Annotated in this window: 15 protein-coding genes and 3 pseudogenes; 12 read left to right on the top strand and 6 right to left on the bottom strand. The window is 48.5% G+C overall.

Features of this window, described 5'->3' with window-relative positions; genetic code table 11:
- The first annotated feature begins 44 nt into the window (after positions 1 to 44).
- A pseudogene (locus tag RQN30_RS07310) lies at positions 45 to 2,407 on the top strand (S9 family peptidase).
- A gap of 155 nt (positions 2,408 to 2,562) precedes the next feature.
- Here RQN30_RS07310 and mtnN read toward each other — a convergent pair.
- Complete coding sequence (gene mtnN / locus RQN30_RS07305; RefSeq protein WP_353061805.1) at positions 2,563 to 3,168, bottom strand: 5'-methylthioadenosine/S-adenosylhomocysteine nucleosidase; 606 nt, start codon at positions 3,166 to 3,168, stop codon at positions 2,563 to 2,565.
- Positions 3,143 to 3,883 carry a Fur family transcriptional regulator gene (locus RQN30_RS07300; RefSeq protein WP_353059908.1) on the bottom strand — a complete coding sequence of 247 codons (741 nt, stop codon included), beginning with the start codon at positions 3,881 to 3,883 and terminating at the stop codon, positions 3,143 to 3,145. The genes mtnN and RQN30_RS07300 overlap by 26 nt, the downstream gene beginning before the upstream one ends.
- A gap of 192 nt (positions 3,884 to 4,075) precedes the next feature.
- On the opposite strand from RQN30_RS07300, the gene RQN30_RS07295 reads away from it, so the two are divergent.
- From RQN30_RS07295 to RQN30_RS07250, 11 genes and pseudogenes are all read left to right on the top strand, one after another.
- On the top strand, positions 4,076 to 4,522 hold the full coding sequence (locus RQN30_RS07295; protein ID WP_353059907.1) for a hypothetical protein: 447 nt from the start codon (positions 4,076 to 4,078) through the stop codon (positions 4,520 to 4,522).
- Positions 4,523 to 4,529: 7 nt separating this feature from the next.
- Positions 4,530 to 4,832 carry a hypothetical protein gene (locus RQN30_RS07290; RefSeq protein WP_353059906.1) on the top strand — a complete coding sequence of 101 codons (303 nt, stop codon included), beginning with the start codon at positions 4,530 to 4,532 and terminating at the stop codon, positions 4,830 to 4,832.
- A complete protein-coding gene (locus tag RQN30_RS07285; RefSeq protein WP_353059905.1) occupies positions 4,814 to 5,050 on the top strand; it encodes a hypothetical protein in 237 nt (78 codons plus the stop codon). Before RQN30_RS07290 ends, RQN30_RS07285 begins: the two co-directional genes overlap by 19 nt.
- 1,365 nt (positions 5,051 to 6,415) lie before the next feature.
- Complete coding sequence (gene nrdH / locus RQN30_RS07280; RefSeq protein WP_353059904.1) at positions 6,416 to 6,664, top strand: glutaredoxin-like protein NrdH; 249 nt, start codon at positions 6,416 to 6,418, stop codon at positions 6,662 to 6,664.
- A gap of 220 nt (positions 6,665 to 6,884) precedes the next feature.
- Positions 6,885 to 7,286, top strand: coding sequence for a class Ib ribonucleoside-diphosphate reductase assembly flavoprotein NrdI (gene nrdI, locus RQN30_RS07275; RefSeq protein WP_353059903.1), 402 nt, complete (start codon positions 6,885 to 6,887; stop codon positions 7,284 to 7,286).
- A pseudogene (gene nrdE / locus RQN30_RS07270) lies at positions 7,271 to 9,417 on the top strand (class 1b ribonucleoside-diphosphate reductase subunit alpha). Before nrdI ends, nrdE begins: the two are co-directional and overlap by 16 nt.
- Positions 9,418 to 9,519: 102 nt before the next feature.
- On the top strand, positions 9,520 to 9,702 hold the full coding sequence (locus RQN30_RS07265) for a hypothetical protein (protein ID WP_353059902.1): 183 nt from the start codon (positions 9,520 to 9,522) through the stop codon (positions 9,700 to 9,702).
- A pseudogene (locus RQN30_RS12585) lies at positions 9,627 to 9,905 on the top strand (ribonucleotide-diphosphate reductase subunit beta); the annotation flags it as partial. The gene RQN30_RS07265 and the pseudogene RQN30_RS12585, both read left to right, overlap by 76 nt.
- A 41-nt stretch (positions 9,906 to 9,946) precedes the next feature.
- On the top strand, positions 9,947 to 10,189 hold the full coding sequence (locus tag RQN30_RS12580; RefSeq protein ID WP_491608662.1) for a ribonucleotide-diphosphate reductase subunit beta: 243 nt from the start codon (positions 9,947 to 9,949) through the stop codon (positions 10,187 to 10,189).
- Positions 10,190 to 10,212: 23 nt separating this feature from the next.
- A complete protein-coding gene (locus tag RQN30_RS12575) occupies positions 10,213 to 10,494 on the top strand; it encodes a ribonucleotide-diphosphate reductase subunit beta (protein ID WP_491608661.1) in 282 nt (93 codons plus the stop codon).
- Between the two features lie 94 nt (positions 10,495 to 10,588).
- Entirely contained in the window at positions 10,589 to 11,167 is a 579-nt protein-coding gene (locus tag RQN30_RS07250) for a low molecular weight protein-tyrosine-phosphatase (RefSeq protein WP_353059901.1), read from the top strand.
- Positions 11,168 to 11,180: 13 nt separating this feature from the next.
- On the opposite strand, the gene RQN30_RS07245 is transcribed toward RQN30_RS07250, so the two are convergent.
- The 4 genes from RQN30_RS07245 to RQN30_RS07230 form a co-directional block, all read right to left on the bottom strand.
- Positions 11,181 to 11,381, bottom strand: a complete 201-nt coding sequence (locus RQN30_RS07245) for a hypothetical protein (protein ID WP_353059900.1) — start codon at positions 11,379 to 11,381, stop codon at positions 11,181 to 11,183.
- Complete coding sequence (locus RQN30_RS07240) at positions 11,363 to 11,857, bottom strand: extracellular solute-binding protein (RefSeq protein WP_353059899.1); 495 nt, start codon at positions 11,855 to 11,857, stop codon at positions 11,363 to 11,365. The genes RQN30_RS07245 and RQN30_RS07240 overlap by 19 nt, the downstream gene beginning before the upstream one ends.
- Positions 11,858 to 11,943: 86 nt before the next feature.
- Positions 11,944 to 12,531 carry an ABC transporter substrate-binding protein gene (locus tag RQN30_RS07235; protein ID WP_353059898.1) on the bottom strand — a complete coding sequence of 196 codons (588 nt, stop codon included), beginning with the start codon at positions 12,529 to 12,531 and terminating at the stop codon, positions 11,944 to 11,946.
- Positions 12,532 to 12,729: 198 nt separating this feature from the next.
- Positions 12,730 to 13,635: a carbohydrate ABC transporter permease gene (locus tag RQN30_RS07230; protein ID WP_353059897.1), complete on the bottom strand. Its 906-nt coding sequence runs from the start codon at positions 13,633 to 13,635 to the stop codon at positions 12,730 to 12,732.
- Positions 13,636 to 13,644 lie beyond the last annotated feature (9 nt).

The raw sequence follows: 13,644 nt of genomic DNA, 5'->3' as shown, positions 1-13,644 counted from the left end.
CCTGGAAGGCTGGTGCATGACTTTTCCGGCTGTTCTCTTTTACAATGGGAGCTATGGCTGAAGAAGTAAACCTCAACACGCAAATCCAACCTGCAGTCAATATGCAGGAGCAGTTTGCTGAAAAATCATCCGCATATCCGCTGCTTGAGCCGCGCCCAATCACGCGTTCTTTTCATGGCGACGATTTTACTGATGACTATGAATGGATTCGTTCCGCTCCGGAACCGGAAGTGCTCGCACATGTACGTGCAGAAAATGCGTACTATACCGCGCAGACGGCGCATTTAGCAGATTTGCGGAAAAAGTTGGTGGGTGAATATGCGGCGCACACCAAAGAAGATGATGTGAGTGTGCCGGCACGGCGGGGAGAATACTGGTATTGGACGGAAACAGTTAAAGGCGCGGCATATCCGCGGTTTTGGCGGCTTCCGCTTGCAGATTTTCCAGAACGTCCATACATCGAGAATCCGGAAGTAGCTGCGCGGGCGGAACTGATTTACGATGCAAACGCACTGGCTGAAGGGGAGGAATTTTTCAATATTGGTTCGCAGACTCTTTCGTGCGACGGTAAGTTATGTGCGTTAGCGATTGATAATTCCGGCGGAGAAACGTTCCGGATTCGGATTCATGAAATTTCGAGCGGTGCGGTTGTTGACGATGCGGTAGCCGGCGCAACTTATGGTTTGATTTTTAATGCCGACGGTTCACGAATCTATTACACACGTGCTGACGCGGCCTGGCGTACTTGCGAACTGTGGGTACATCAAGTTGGTTCCGCTTCAAGCCGTGATGTGCTGCTTTGGCGTGAGAACGACGAACGTTTTGAGGTTTGGATTGACCAATCACGTGATGGAAATTGGCTGATTTTGAATACTTCTTCACGGACAACCAGTGAAGTTTATTTGCTTGATTTGCGGGTGCCGGAGCTTTTCGCAGAGACCTCCGCGGAGCGGCAGGATGTTTCTGCTGCAAATCTTGAACTGCAGAATCTGCATGAACCGGCGCCGTTCTCTCTCGGCGGGCGCCGTGACGGGATTGAGTATTATGCCGAGCCTGCTTCCAACGGCATGTTAATTATGCACAATTTGAATAATTCGGACTTTGAAATTGCTGCTGTAAACGAAATTGCGCCGTTTGATCTTAGTGAACTGCCGGTAATATTTTCTCCGCAGCCAGGGGAACGAGTGGCTGAACTCGCAGGATTTGCTGAATTTGCAGCCGTCGCGATGCGTTCGGAAGGCGCCCCGCAGATTCGGATGATTCGCCGTGATGGGCAAAATTTGCAGTGGGAGATGGGTGAATCTTTGCCGACGAATCCGGGCGAGACACTGGAATTTGGGGCGAATCATGAGTGGAATTCGCGGGTATTGCAAATTACGCGGGAAGCGCTGATTACTCCGTTAACGGTCAGTGAATATCAGATTGATTCGCGGGAGCTTCACGATTTGAAGCTTGTTGAAGTGCCGAATTTCGACCAAAACGCTTATGTGGAATATGTTGAGTGGGCTGCCGCGGAAGACGGGACACGAATTCCGATTACCGTCGCACACAAAGCAGATATCCGGCGCGACGGAAAGAATCCGGGTTATGTGTACGGATACGGATCATACGAAATTTCGAATGATGTGTGGTTTAATAATCTGCTGATTTCGCTGCTTGACCGCGGTGTGGTGGTTGCGTTTACACATCCGCGCGGCGGCGGAGAGTTTGGGCGTGCCTGGTATGAGCATGGGAAGCTGCTGGAAAAACGCAATACTTTCACCGATTTTGTAGATTCTACACGCCATCTGGTAGATATTGGGCTATTTGATCCGCAGCGGATTGCGGCAGAAGGGCGTTCTGCCGGCGGATTATTGATGGGAGCAATCGCAAATCTTGCTCCGGAACTTTATCGGGTGGTACTTGCTGGCGTCCCGTTTGTAGATGCGCTGACCACTATTTTGAAGCCGGAGCTGCCGTTGACGGTTGGTGAGTGGGAGGAATGGGGAATCCGCTTGTCTCGCCGGAAGTGTATGCCTATATGCAGAGTTATTCACCGTATGAGAACATTGCTGAGGTAGATTATCCGGCGATTTTGGCAGCGACTTCCTTAAACGATGTGCGGGTGAGTTTTATTGAACCGACGAAATGGGTGGCGCAGCTGCGGGCAAAAACCTTAAATTACCGTCATGAAACAACGCCGAATCCTGCGGTAGATACGCCGACAGCGGATTCGGCTGCAGCCGAAGTGCCGGATACGGCAGAGGTGTTGGATACAGCCGAGATGCCGATGTTGGGTGTGCAGCGTCCGATTTTGTTAAAGACGGAGCTTGCCGCCGGGCATGCTGGCGGATCCGGGCGTTACCAACGTTGGGAAAATCGTGCAGGCGAGTACGCTTTTGTGCTGGATCAGCTTGGTTTGGGCTGATTTCTGAACGCTGAAGTTTTGGGGCACCGCGCATTCGGGGCGCCGCATATTTTTTGGGAGGGGCGACGGACCGCACAGCCGAACTTTCATCCCTGCCTGTTTGCAGAAAAGCGGCAGGGATGAAACTTTTCACAGCTGAATAAAGCGAAAACTGTTTAGTTCTCAGGCTGTGCGGAAAGCGATGCAGTATAGGATTTATATATTTCCAATGCCGCTTTTGCGGCGCGTGAAGCGACATCAGAAAGTTCGGCATGGAAAGAAATTGACTGGTCCTCCGGAGCGGCGCAAAGATCGGAAATTCCGCGGATTGCGGCGAATGGGGTATTTTCGAATCTGCTTGCGGTTTGTGCAAAAGCCTGCGATTCCATATCGGCGCTGATTCCGTCGGGGAAAAGCGTGCGGGTGTTTTCTGCGTTTGCGTCGGTAACAAATGCGTCCGAGCTGAGCATTTGGCCGGAATAAGCAGTAATTTCCGGGAGTGTTTTGCTGATATTTTTCAGGGTTTGGGCAATTGCGGCGGAGATTTCTTTGCTAACATGCAAGCTTGCCGGACTGCCTGGGACTTGCCCCGGCGCATAACCGAAAGCTGTTGCGTCGGCGCGTGAATTTATATATTCAGTGCCGATAACTACATCGCGGACTCGGGTTTTTGGGTGGAGTCCTCCGGCCGAACCGGCGCAGAGAACGATTTTGGGGCAAAATTGGTAAGGATTGCGCTGAGTGCGGCAGCTGCGTTCACCATGCCGATTCCGCTGGTGCAGAGAATGAATCGCGGTGTTTTCTGAGTGAGACTGTTTCGGCTGCGGGATACTTCGCTTTTTCTCCGGTTTCGTTCCCGGTGTTTTTCAAATCCTCTGCGACGGAAATCAGCTGGATTCTTCCAGGTGCGCCTGTAAGGTCGCTTAATACGATTTCTGCACTCGGATAAACGGTTTTCAGATATTTGCAGAGCGTATCTAATAGTTCTGCAGCTTCTTCCGGCATGGCTGCTGCAAATACTGCTTCGAGCGGTATTTTTTCAGTATATTCAGCCGTATTGCCTGCTATTTTCAGCTGACCGACCGTGTTTTTATTTAACATTTTCTTCGCTTTCCGGATTCTTTTCCGCTCTGCAGTTCGGGCAAATCCCCAGAAAGTTATTTCGGCTTCGTCGATAATAAAACCGTGCGGATTGCTAATATCAAGGCAGGGAGGATTTGGGTTTTTGCATTTCACGTCGATGATTTGCGAACATTCGCGGCAAACCAGGTGATGGTGGTTGTGATTTCGCGATAGCTCATAACGCGGCACCAACCCTTTTGGTTCGATACAGCGAAGCAGATTTTTCTCAGTCAGGATATGGAGTACGTCATAGACTGCTTGGGTGGAGATTGACCCGAGACGTTTTGTTACCCCAATTCGAACTTCTTCAGCTGAGGAGTGCGGGTGCTCAGCGAGTTCTTCGAGTACGGCAATTCGCGGTCTGGTGACGCGCAAGCCTTTATGTCTGATATATTTCGTAAAAAAGATTCCACATGCCTATCTTGCTGATTATTCACTGGTTTAGCAATGCGAAAGTGGTTATTGGGGAGTTTTTAGCAGTTTGCGGTAATTTTTCGCTGTTTAATCCAATCTGTTTTCCGACTATCCGGTACCTATGCGTATCCGATAGTTGCTGATCCTGCTTTCTTGGTACCGCTTCTCGCGGCGGGTGGTCGGATATTATTTCAGCGTGTTGCTGCGCCTGCTTTGGTGCAGGCTGGGCGGATGGCGGTTCAGCAGCTTGCAAAGAAAGAGATTAAAGCTGCGGTAGCGAAATATCGTTCGTATATTAAGAGTAATATTCGGCATAATCTGGCTATCTATTTTGCAAAAAATCCTGGGAATCGTTGCGGGGCGCATCATGCGCTCCCGGTTAAGTTTGAAGTCAAGTATGAAAGAGCAAAGTTTAAGGGCGGTGATTCGATTCATCATCCGAAGTATCTTGTGTGGCGGGAAAAGTATGATCATCGCTCGAAAGCTTATAAGGCGAATAAATCATGGGATGAATGGTTTAAAATATTCCCGTATCCGTCGAAGAAGTCAGTGTTAAATAAGCGTACTGCGGTTTTGCGTCAGTACCCGCCAAGGTGTTAGGAACATCATGGAATTAGCGAATCGGTATGTAATAGAACCAAAAGGCAGTTCGGGCACCCTGTGGGTCAGACTCATGTGGGAGGGAAAGAATCAGGATTATCCGGCTACTCTTCCTGATGGAAGAGATTATGAGAAAGTAATTATTCATGAGGGTTTGAGCGCTCTTCCTGAAGATTTGTGGCTGGCGCCCTGGAGCTGGGGGCGGCTTGTTGATTGGTTGTGGCCGGGATTAAGCGAACGGGTTTTTCTCAAAGGTTGGTTGAGGTTTTCACAGCTTGCGGTGTTGCGGGGATGGAGGTGCGGCCGGTAACGATTCGTCGTAAACGCAGTCCTGATGTTGCGGGCTATTCACTTGTGAGGTTTTCTGGTGCTGACGATCGTGTAGGGTATTTCCCGCCCAGTAATCCTTACGCGTGGGGGCTTGTTGTTACTGCTGATATTGCACACGTCCTGGCTGAAAGTAAACTTACTGGTTTCACTATTGAGCCCGCACAGCAGGCATGGGACATTCTCTACGGTAAAGCATAAGGTGCATAATCTTCTGAGCAGAACTAGAAGAATTTCCCGGCACTAAATGCAGCAAAACAGGCTGCTGCCCCACGGAATCCTAAGAACTGGGAAACACCTTGAGGCTTCACCTTACCTGCATTCACCGGCCTTGACTCTGCTAATGAAGCAGGGTTCGAGGTGTGGGAACAGCTGCATTGAGGTCTTCGGTTTTGGTTTTCGCTAGGCCGGTGAGAGTGTTTTGAAAGTGCAGGATTTCCCGTGCGGGCTGGGCCGGGTTGAGGTGTTGATAGGCGTGTTCAAGGTCGGCATACTGGTGTGGCGATAAGGCTTATGTTCGTATTAGCCGTTGGCAGGGGTGCTGGAGTATCGTAGAGACGGTGTCGGCGTTTGTTGGTATTTTCTTTCCAGCCGATAGGTTTACGGGTGAGGGTTTCGCAGCACCGCGCAACCGACAGTAAGAACTCGTTCTTATTACGTAACTAGTGGCGGGAACTTATTTTCTTCACGTAAGTGGTGGCAAGAACTCGGGTTGGGATTATTGCCGTCGGAAGTGCTTGTATTATCGCTGGTTACAGGCTTACCGGAACGACGGCGCTCCCGTCGTTAATTAAAACTATCCATTTTGCCACTAGTTACGTAACCGTACAGGGCATTTTGCCGCCAGTTACGTTTAAAAAATACAAATTGTGCCACCAGTTACGGGTACTCGCGGAGATCCTGCCATCAGTTACGTCAGCCGATACCAATAATGCAAACAAAATGTGCCGAGCTTTTTAACTCAAGTTAGACACGCCCGAAATTTTCGCCACGCCGAGAGCGGGGCACGATTTTCATTTGCGGGAAATGACACAGTCTCCTCATTTATCCACTCCTGTGGATAAAATATCTGATTTCTGTGGCTAAGTCGATAAAGAATTATCCACAGCCTGTGTTTAAGTGGAGAAATTTTTGTGAAAAGTAGTTTGAAACGTATTTTTTGGCTTGTTTGCAAAGAAAGCGAAGTTCTATTTCAAAAAGGCACGGAAATTTCCCGGGTTAGGCGTGCGATAGTTGAAATATCTTAATTTGAGGCAAAGTTTCGGGAAACGTTGGCTCAATTTTGATTTTCATTCGGTGGAGTAACTGTGTGGTTTTCTTCTTTCCTTTGTTTCTGATTTCGATAGTTGCTCCACCTGAATGTCAGAGCTTTCCACAGGCAAACAGAAACGAAAAATACACAAAGCGAGATTTCGCACAAGGCACACCATCTAGTGGTGCAGCGAAAATGGTGCCACTAGGTGTAGTGTTTTTGTCTGTGGCGCTCAAAACGAGTACCGATTTGGTTTTATGCCAATTTGCAGAGAAATACGGCTAGTGAATCACTGGCAGAAGGAGAGTGGAAAGATGAGTATTACGGTCTATACCAAGCCGAATTGCGTGCAGTGCAATGCAACAAAGCGGGCGCTGAAGAAGAACAATTTGGAATTTGCGGAAGTTGACCTAACTCAGGATGAAGCAGCTCTCGCTACCGTCAAAGCGCTTGGATATCAGCAAGCGCCGGTTATTTTTGCAGACGGGGATCATTGGGCTGGATTCCGCCCAGACAAGATTAAAGCTTTGGTAAAGAGCACAGCTGCGGTTGTTACTGCTTAAACGTGCGCAGCTAAATTTGGGTGCTGCGGCATTATCCGCGTGTTTAATGCGTGTTGAAAAAGAAAGATAAGCGTTTAAAATTTAGCGGCGAACAGCCAAACTTTCGCGGCGAACAGCCAAACGCAGGCGGAGATGCAGCTTTCGCTGCACAAACAGAAGTGCTGCAGAAGCGGGAGATGCGCAGGTTTTGTCAAATAATTCTCAGGAGGAACGGATATAGATGGTACAGATTGTCTATTTTTCGTCCGCGACGAACAACACGAAACGTTTCGTTGAAAAGCTTGGATTTCCGGCACAGCGAATCCCGCTTCGGCCGCATGATGAACCAGTTCAGATTACTGAACCGTACGTGCTGATAGTTCCAACGTACGGAGGCGGAAATCAGAAAGGCGCAGTCCCGAAGCAAGTGATTAAGTTTCTCAACGATTCACATAATCGCAGCTTGCTTCGCGGAGTCATTTCCAGCGGGAATACAAATTTTGGTGAAGCATACTGTCTCGCCGGAGATATTATCAGTGCAAAGGCAAAAGTACCGCATATGTATCGTTTCGAACTGCTTGGTACACCTGAAGATGTGAAGAAAGTACAAGAGGGATTGGAAGAATTTTGGACACAACTCTAACTGACATTGGTGAAGAAATCACTGTTCCGGGATTGGATTACCACGCACTGAATGCACAGCTGAATCTGTATGATGCCGACGGCAAGATTCAGTTTGCTGCCGATCGGATGGCAGCCCGGCAATACTTCCTGCAGCATGTAAACCAAAACACCGTATATTTCCATGACCTCGAAGAGAAGATTGATTACCTGCTTACAGAGGGATATTACGAACAAGACGTGATTGCAGCGTACGATTTCACATTTATCAAAAAACTCTTCAAAGCATGCTATGCGCACAAGTTCCGTTTTCCAACATTCCTTGGTGCGTTTAAGTACTACACTTCCTATACTCTGAAAACGTTCGACGGTACCCGCTACCTTGAACGCTATGAAGATCGTGTCTGCATGGTTGCTTTAACTCTCGCAAACGGCAATGAAGAGTATGCAATGGAACTAATGGAAGAAATTATCAACGGCCGCTTCCAGCCGGCCACACCGACATTCTTGAATGCCGGTAAGGCTGCCCGCGGTGAATTAGTTTCATGTTTCCTGCTGCGTGTTGAAGACAATATGGAATCAATTGCGCGTGCAATTAACTCTTCGCTGCAGCTTTCAAAACGCGGCGGCGGTGTGGCATTAAATCTCTCGAATCTGCGGGAACAAGGCGCTCCGATTAAGAAGATTCAGAATCAATCTTCCGGGGTAAATCCGGTAATGAAACTGCTTGAAGACGCTTTTTCTTATGCGAATCAGCTTGGCGCACGCCAAGGCGCCGGAGCAGTTTATCTGCACGCGCATCATCCTGATATTATGCGGTTTCTTGATACGAAGCGTGAGAATGCAGACGAAAAGATTCGGATTAAAACGCTTTCGCTCGGTGTGATTATTCCGGATATTACTTTCGAGTTAGCCAAACGCAATGCGGATATGTACCTTTTCTCCCCTTACGATATTGAGCGCGTATACGGGAAGCCGTTTACGGAGATTTCAGTGACGGAAAAATACGAAGAAATGGTTAATGATAAGCGGATTCGCAAGTCAAAGATAAACGCGCGGCATTTCTTCCAGACGTTAGCTGAAATTCAGTTTGAATCTGGCTATCCGTACATTGTATTTGAAGATACGGTAAACAAACTTAACCCAATTGCAGGCAGAGTTACGATGTCGAATCTCTGCTCGGAAATTCTGCAAGTTTCTGAACCTTCGCAGTTCAATGCAGATTTAAGTTATGCCAAGGTGGGGAAAGATATTTCATGCAACCTGGGTTCGCTAAATATTGCGAAGACGATGGATTCTCCAGATTTTGGAAAAACGGTCGAAACCGCAATTCGTGCCCTCACAGCAGTTTCTGACCGTGCAGATAACTCTTCAGTACCGTCGATTGAACGCGGAAATAGAATGTCGCATTCTATCGGACTGGGGCAGATGAACCTGCACGGCTATTTAGGCCGGGAGCGGATTCATTACGGCAGCGAAGAAGCACTCGATTTTACGAATATTTACTTCTACACGGTTGCCTATCATGCGATTCGCGCTTCAATGGAGCTTGCAAAAGAACGCGGTGAGAAATTCGAAAACTTCGAAAACTCAGACTATGCGAAAGGAACTTTCTTTGATAAATACACTGAGCAGGAATGGGTTCCGCGTACTGAACGGGTGAAAGAGCTTTTGCGCGGGTGCAAATTCCAACGCAGGAGAACTGGCGTCAGCTAAAAGCAGATGTCCAAGCTTACGGCATGTATAACCAAAATCTGCAGGCAGTACCGCCAACCGGTTCTATTTCATATATCAATAATTCGACGTCTTCAATTCACCCGATTGTTTCGCAGATTGAAATTCGGAAAGAAGGCAAGATTGGCCGAGTATATTATCCGGCTCCATATATGACGAACGAAAATCGTGAATACTATAAAGACGCATACGAAATCGGTCCGAAAGCAATTATTGATACGTATGCCGTCGCTACACAGCACGTTGATCAAGGGCTTTCACTCACGCTGTTCTATCCGGATACAGTCACTACGCGCGATGTAAATAAAAACTACATTTACGCATGGCGAAAAGGAATCAAGACACTGTACTATATGCGGATTCGTCAGGCAGCTTTGGAAGGTACAGAAGTTGAAGGATGTGTCTCCTGCATGCTCTGATGAGCCGCCTGGCTGTGTGAAGCAGAATCCGGAAACGGGAAAATTGATAACTTTGAAATAACTAGAACCGAATGTGAAATCGATAAGGAATTAGAGGTTGAGATGAGCAGTGAAAAGTTGAAGCTGGTGTCTGCGGTACAGGCGATTAACTGGAATAAGATTCTGGACGAAAAAGACCAAGAAGTCTGGGAACGTTTAACCGGCAATTTCTGGCTTCCAGAAAAATTCCGCTTTCGAATGATATTCAGTCCTGGAACACACTTAAGCCGCATGAGCAGCAGATGACCACACGGGTGTTTACCGGTTTGACTTTGCTTGACACGATTCAAGGCACCGTCGGTGCAGTATCACTGATTCCAGACGCAATCACGCCGCATGAAGAAGCGGTATACACCAATATTGCTTTTATGGAATCGGTACATGCAAAATCTTATTCCTCGATTTTTCCACACTCATTTCGACGGAGGAAATTGAAGAAACTTTCCGCTGGTCTGAGGAAAACGAGTATCTGCAGCAGAAAGCTGAAATTGTGCTCAGCTATTATCGCGGAGACGATCCGGAGAAGCGGAAAGTCGCCTCTACAATGCTGGAGTCATTCCTCTTCTATTCCGGATTTTATGCTCCGATGTACTGGTCTGCGCACGCAAAACTTACCAATACCGCAGATTTGATTCGCCTGATTATTCGCGATGAAGCCGTACACGGATACTACATTGGGTATAAATACCAGCAGGCAGTGAAGAAAGCTTCCCGGAACGGCAGCAAGAATTGAAAGATTACACTTTCGAGCTGTTGATGGATCTATATGACAATGAAGAGGGATACACTGAATCGCTTTACGACGAGATGGGTTTGACCGAAGACGTAAAAATGTTTTTGCGCTACAACGCAAACAAGGCCCTGATGAACCTTGGATATGAGGCGCTATTCCCTGCGGATCAAACGGCAGTGAACCCGGCAATTCTTGCGGCGCTTTCACCAAACGCCGACGAAAACCACGATTTCTTCTCCGGTTCCGGATCCTCCTATGTGATTGGTACGGCAGAAGCTACTGAAGATGCGGATTGGGATTTCTGATTCGCGGACATTGACATTTCACAAATACTCGCGCCAGGTTCGCGAGTATTTGTGACGGCACGTAATTTACACAGCTGAAAGCTGCAGGAAGAAAATGAACTCACCATACCGCATTCTCGTGGTTTGCACCGGAAATATTTGCCGCTCTCCGATGGGCGAGGTTGTGCTGCGGGAAAAACTGGCACAAGCAGGGATTGCGAATTCGGAAGTAAAATCTGCGGCTGTTTCCGCTGAAGAACAAGGAAATCCAATCGATTCGCGTGCACAGCTGGTACTGCGCGAAGCAGGTTACACAGTTCCCCGGCGCTCTGCACATCGCGCAACAGAAAAAGAACTCCAGGAAGCAGATCTCATTCTGGCAATGACGGTTGGGCACGCTCACGCATTGCGCCGAATGATGAACGAAGCGGGTGCAGATTTAGCGAAACTGCATCTTTGGCGGGAGTACGACGGTACTGCGCCGTATTGCCCGAACGGAGTTTTTGGTACTGGCGGTGTATTGGAAAACTTGGAACGCTGCCGGAAACGGTCACGGTATTCAGATTTTTATACTTCCGACGGCGAATATGATGTTCCCGATCCGTGGTATGGCGGGCAAGAAGGATTCTATGAAACGCTTACCGTGATTGAACGCGGAGCAGACGGAATCATTACAGCGGAAATTAATAAATAATTTAACAAATAATTTACTTCCCCATCGCCTTATTGCCGGCGTCTTGTGCTTCTTTCAAACCTGCAGGCACCGGCTTTGCTCCAAGGAAAAGATCCAGCAGAAGCGGAGTATAGGCATTTATCCCGGCTGCTACTTCTGCGCCGAACGGTGCCGGAGTAGTCTGCTGCGAAGCAGCTTTCACAAATATTGAAACATCTACCCCTGCTTCGCCCAATAATTCACAAAAGCTTCCTGCGCTTCCACCACACCGGGGAAAGAAACACCGTCGGCAGCCAATGGCAGCTGCCCCGCTTTCGATCCAAGCCAAGTGAGCAGTTTTGCTGCTGCTTCCTTGTGTTTCGTTTGCGCATTACCCACGGCAGCAACTCCGTGCACCACGCTCACGCGGCCTTCAGGCCCGGAAACCATCGGAGCAATTCCCCAATCAAACTTCGCATTAGCGGCGATATGCTTCAGATTGTATGGACCTGACTGGAACATTGCCATCTCGCCGCGAATAAATAAATCCCGCGAGATGTCTGGATTAATATTCGTCTCAGCAGCTGGCGGAGCAATATGATGTTTATGAATTAAATCAATAAGATACTTGGCAGCTTCGGCGCCTTTATCGCTTCCGAAATCAAAAGTGCCGTCATTCTGCTGATAAACAGCGCCGTTCTGCGCCCAGAAATCAAGATAAATTGCCTGCATATCAGCTTGTGCGTTGAAAGCGAAAGTTTTGATATTTGCCGCGTCGAAACCTGTTTCCGCAGCTGTCTTCCCGCCAGTATCGACGGTCAGTTTTTCGCCGCGGGTAAGAATGTGTCTTCACTGGCGGGAGAGCCGTCGGCAGTGAAAGGCGCCCAGGTAAGTTTCGTTGGATCCACATCAGCTTTCTCCAACAAATCTTTGTTATAGAACAGCGCAATCGAATCCCAAAGCTGCGGCACACCCCAAAGCACGCCGTTGCGTGTATAAAGATCAACCACAGATTTTTGCCATTGTTCATGTTTGCTGCCAACCGTTTTGGAAATATCCAAAAGATTTCCGGCATCAGCGTATTGCGCAAAATTAGCGGAATTTACGAGATACACATCAGCCATCTGCCCTGCGGAAATATCAAGCGGAATCTGCTTCCAATAGTTATCCCACGGTACGAGTTCAAGCTTCACATCAATATCTGGATTCTGTTTCGTAAATTCTTTGAATGAACGCTCATACGAGGCTTTCGCTGTCTCGTCCCAAAGCCGGAAAGTAATTGCGGTTTTTGCACTGCCGGCATCTTCAGGTGAATCTGGCTGCGTTTGATTTGCGGCAGGAGAGCATCCGCTCAAAGCGAATCCGGCAGCGGCAGCGGCGGCGAAGATTTTACGACGGATATCCATATGGCGGCAACCTTTACATTCCGGAACTAATGGGGTGAAATAAACCGCCTCGACGGCGCGAATACGGTTCCAATCTTGACAGCAAGCTACACTCAAGGATAACGCAGGAATAAATCTTTTCGCACGCTAACGAAAATCCGGCGCACTAGCGGGTCAGAATTATGACGGCAGCAGCGCGGCTGCAAAGAAAATGCAAATTTATTGTGCCGATGTAATTGCGCCGAGTGAACGCATGATTTGCCGGTTAAAAATGATAAACACTAGGAGGAGCGGAAGTATAGTCACCGCAGCGGCAGACATCACCAGAGTCCAGTTCGCTGTGTATTGTGTTTGCAGTGCTGAGGCAGCTACAGAAAGCACATGCCAGGCGGAATCGGGTGCAATAATTTTCGGCCACATAAATGAATTCCATTGAGTAACTATGGAAATCAGCAGCAGCGTAACAATAATCGGGCGGCTCATTGGAAGTACTATCGCGAAAAGCTGCCGCCAATTTCCGGCGCCGTCAAGTTTTGCCGCATCCAGAATTTCCTGCGGAATTGCACGGAAATTCTCACGCAATAAAAAGATTGCGTAGGGTGAACCGAACATGAATGGAACCACCAGTCCGGCGAAAGTGTTCCGCAAACCAAAAGCAGCAGCTCCGGAAAATAGCGGAATCATTAATATGGCAGCAGGAATCATCAAAGTGGCAAGATAGAGCCAGAAAATTACTTCACGGCCAGGGAAACGCAGGCGGGCGAAAGCGTAGGCTGCGAGCACTGAGGTAAATAGCTGCCCAAATACGATTACGCCAACCATTTGCAATGTGACGGCAAGCGGAACATAAAATGCGTGTTCAGTGAATAAAACGATGTAGTTTTCCGCGGTGAGCGCAGCTGGAAGTGCGAGCGGGCCGGCAGCTGCCAAATCTTGTTCGGTGCGGAGGGAAGTTATTAGTGAAATTCCGAACGGCAGTACTGAAAGCAGCATTCCGCCGATGAGGAAAGCATAGGTGGCGCAAATGCTTGCCCGCCGGCTGAATGTGTACTGGTTCGTACTTTTTCCCGCAGACACAGCAGCTGCTGCCGTGCTGCAGGGAATTTTTCCTGATTCGCTAATCATTCCCCGCTC

Origin of the sequence: Arcanobacterium hippocoleae, assembly GCF_040360365.1 — a bacterium.
Taxonomy (GTDB): Bacteria; Actinomycetota; Actinomycetes; order Actinomycetales; family Actinomycetaceae; genus Arcanobacterium_A; species Arcanobacterium_A hippocoleae_A.
Note: the sequence above shows the minus strand (reverse complement) of the source record. Positions and strands in the feature narration are given on the sequence as shown.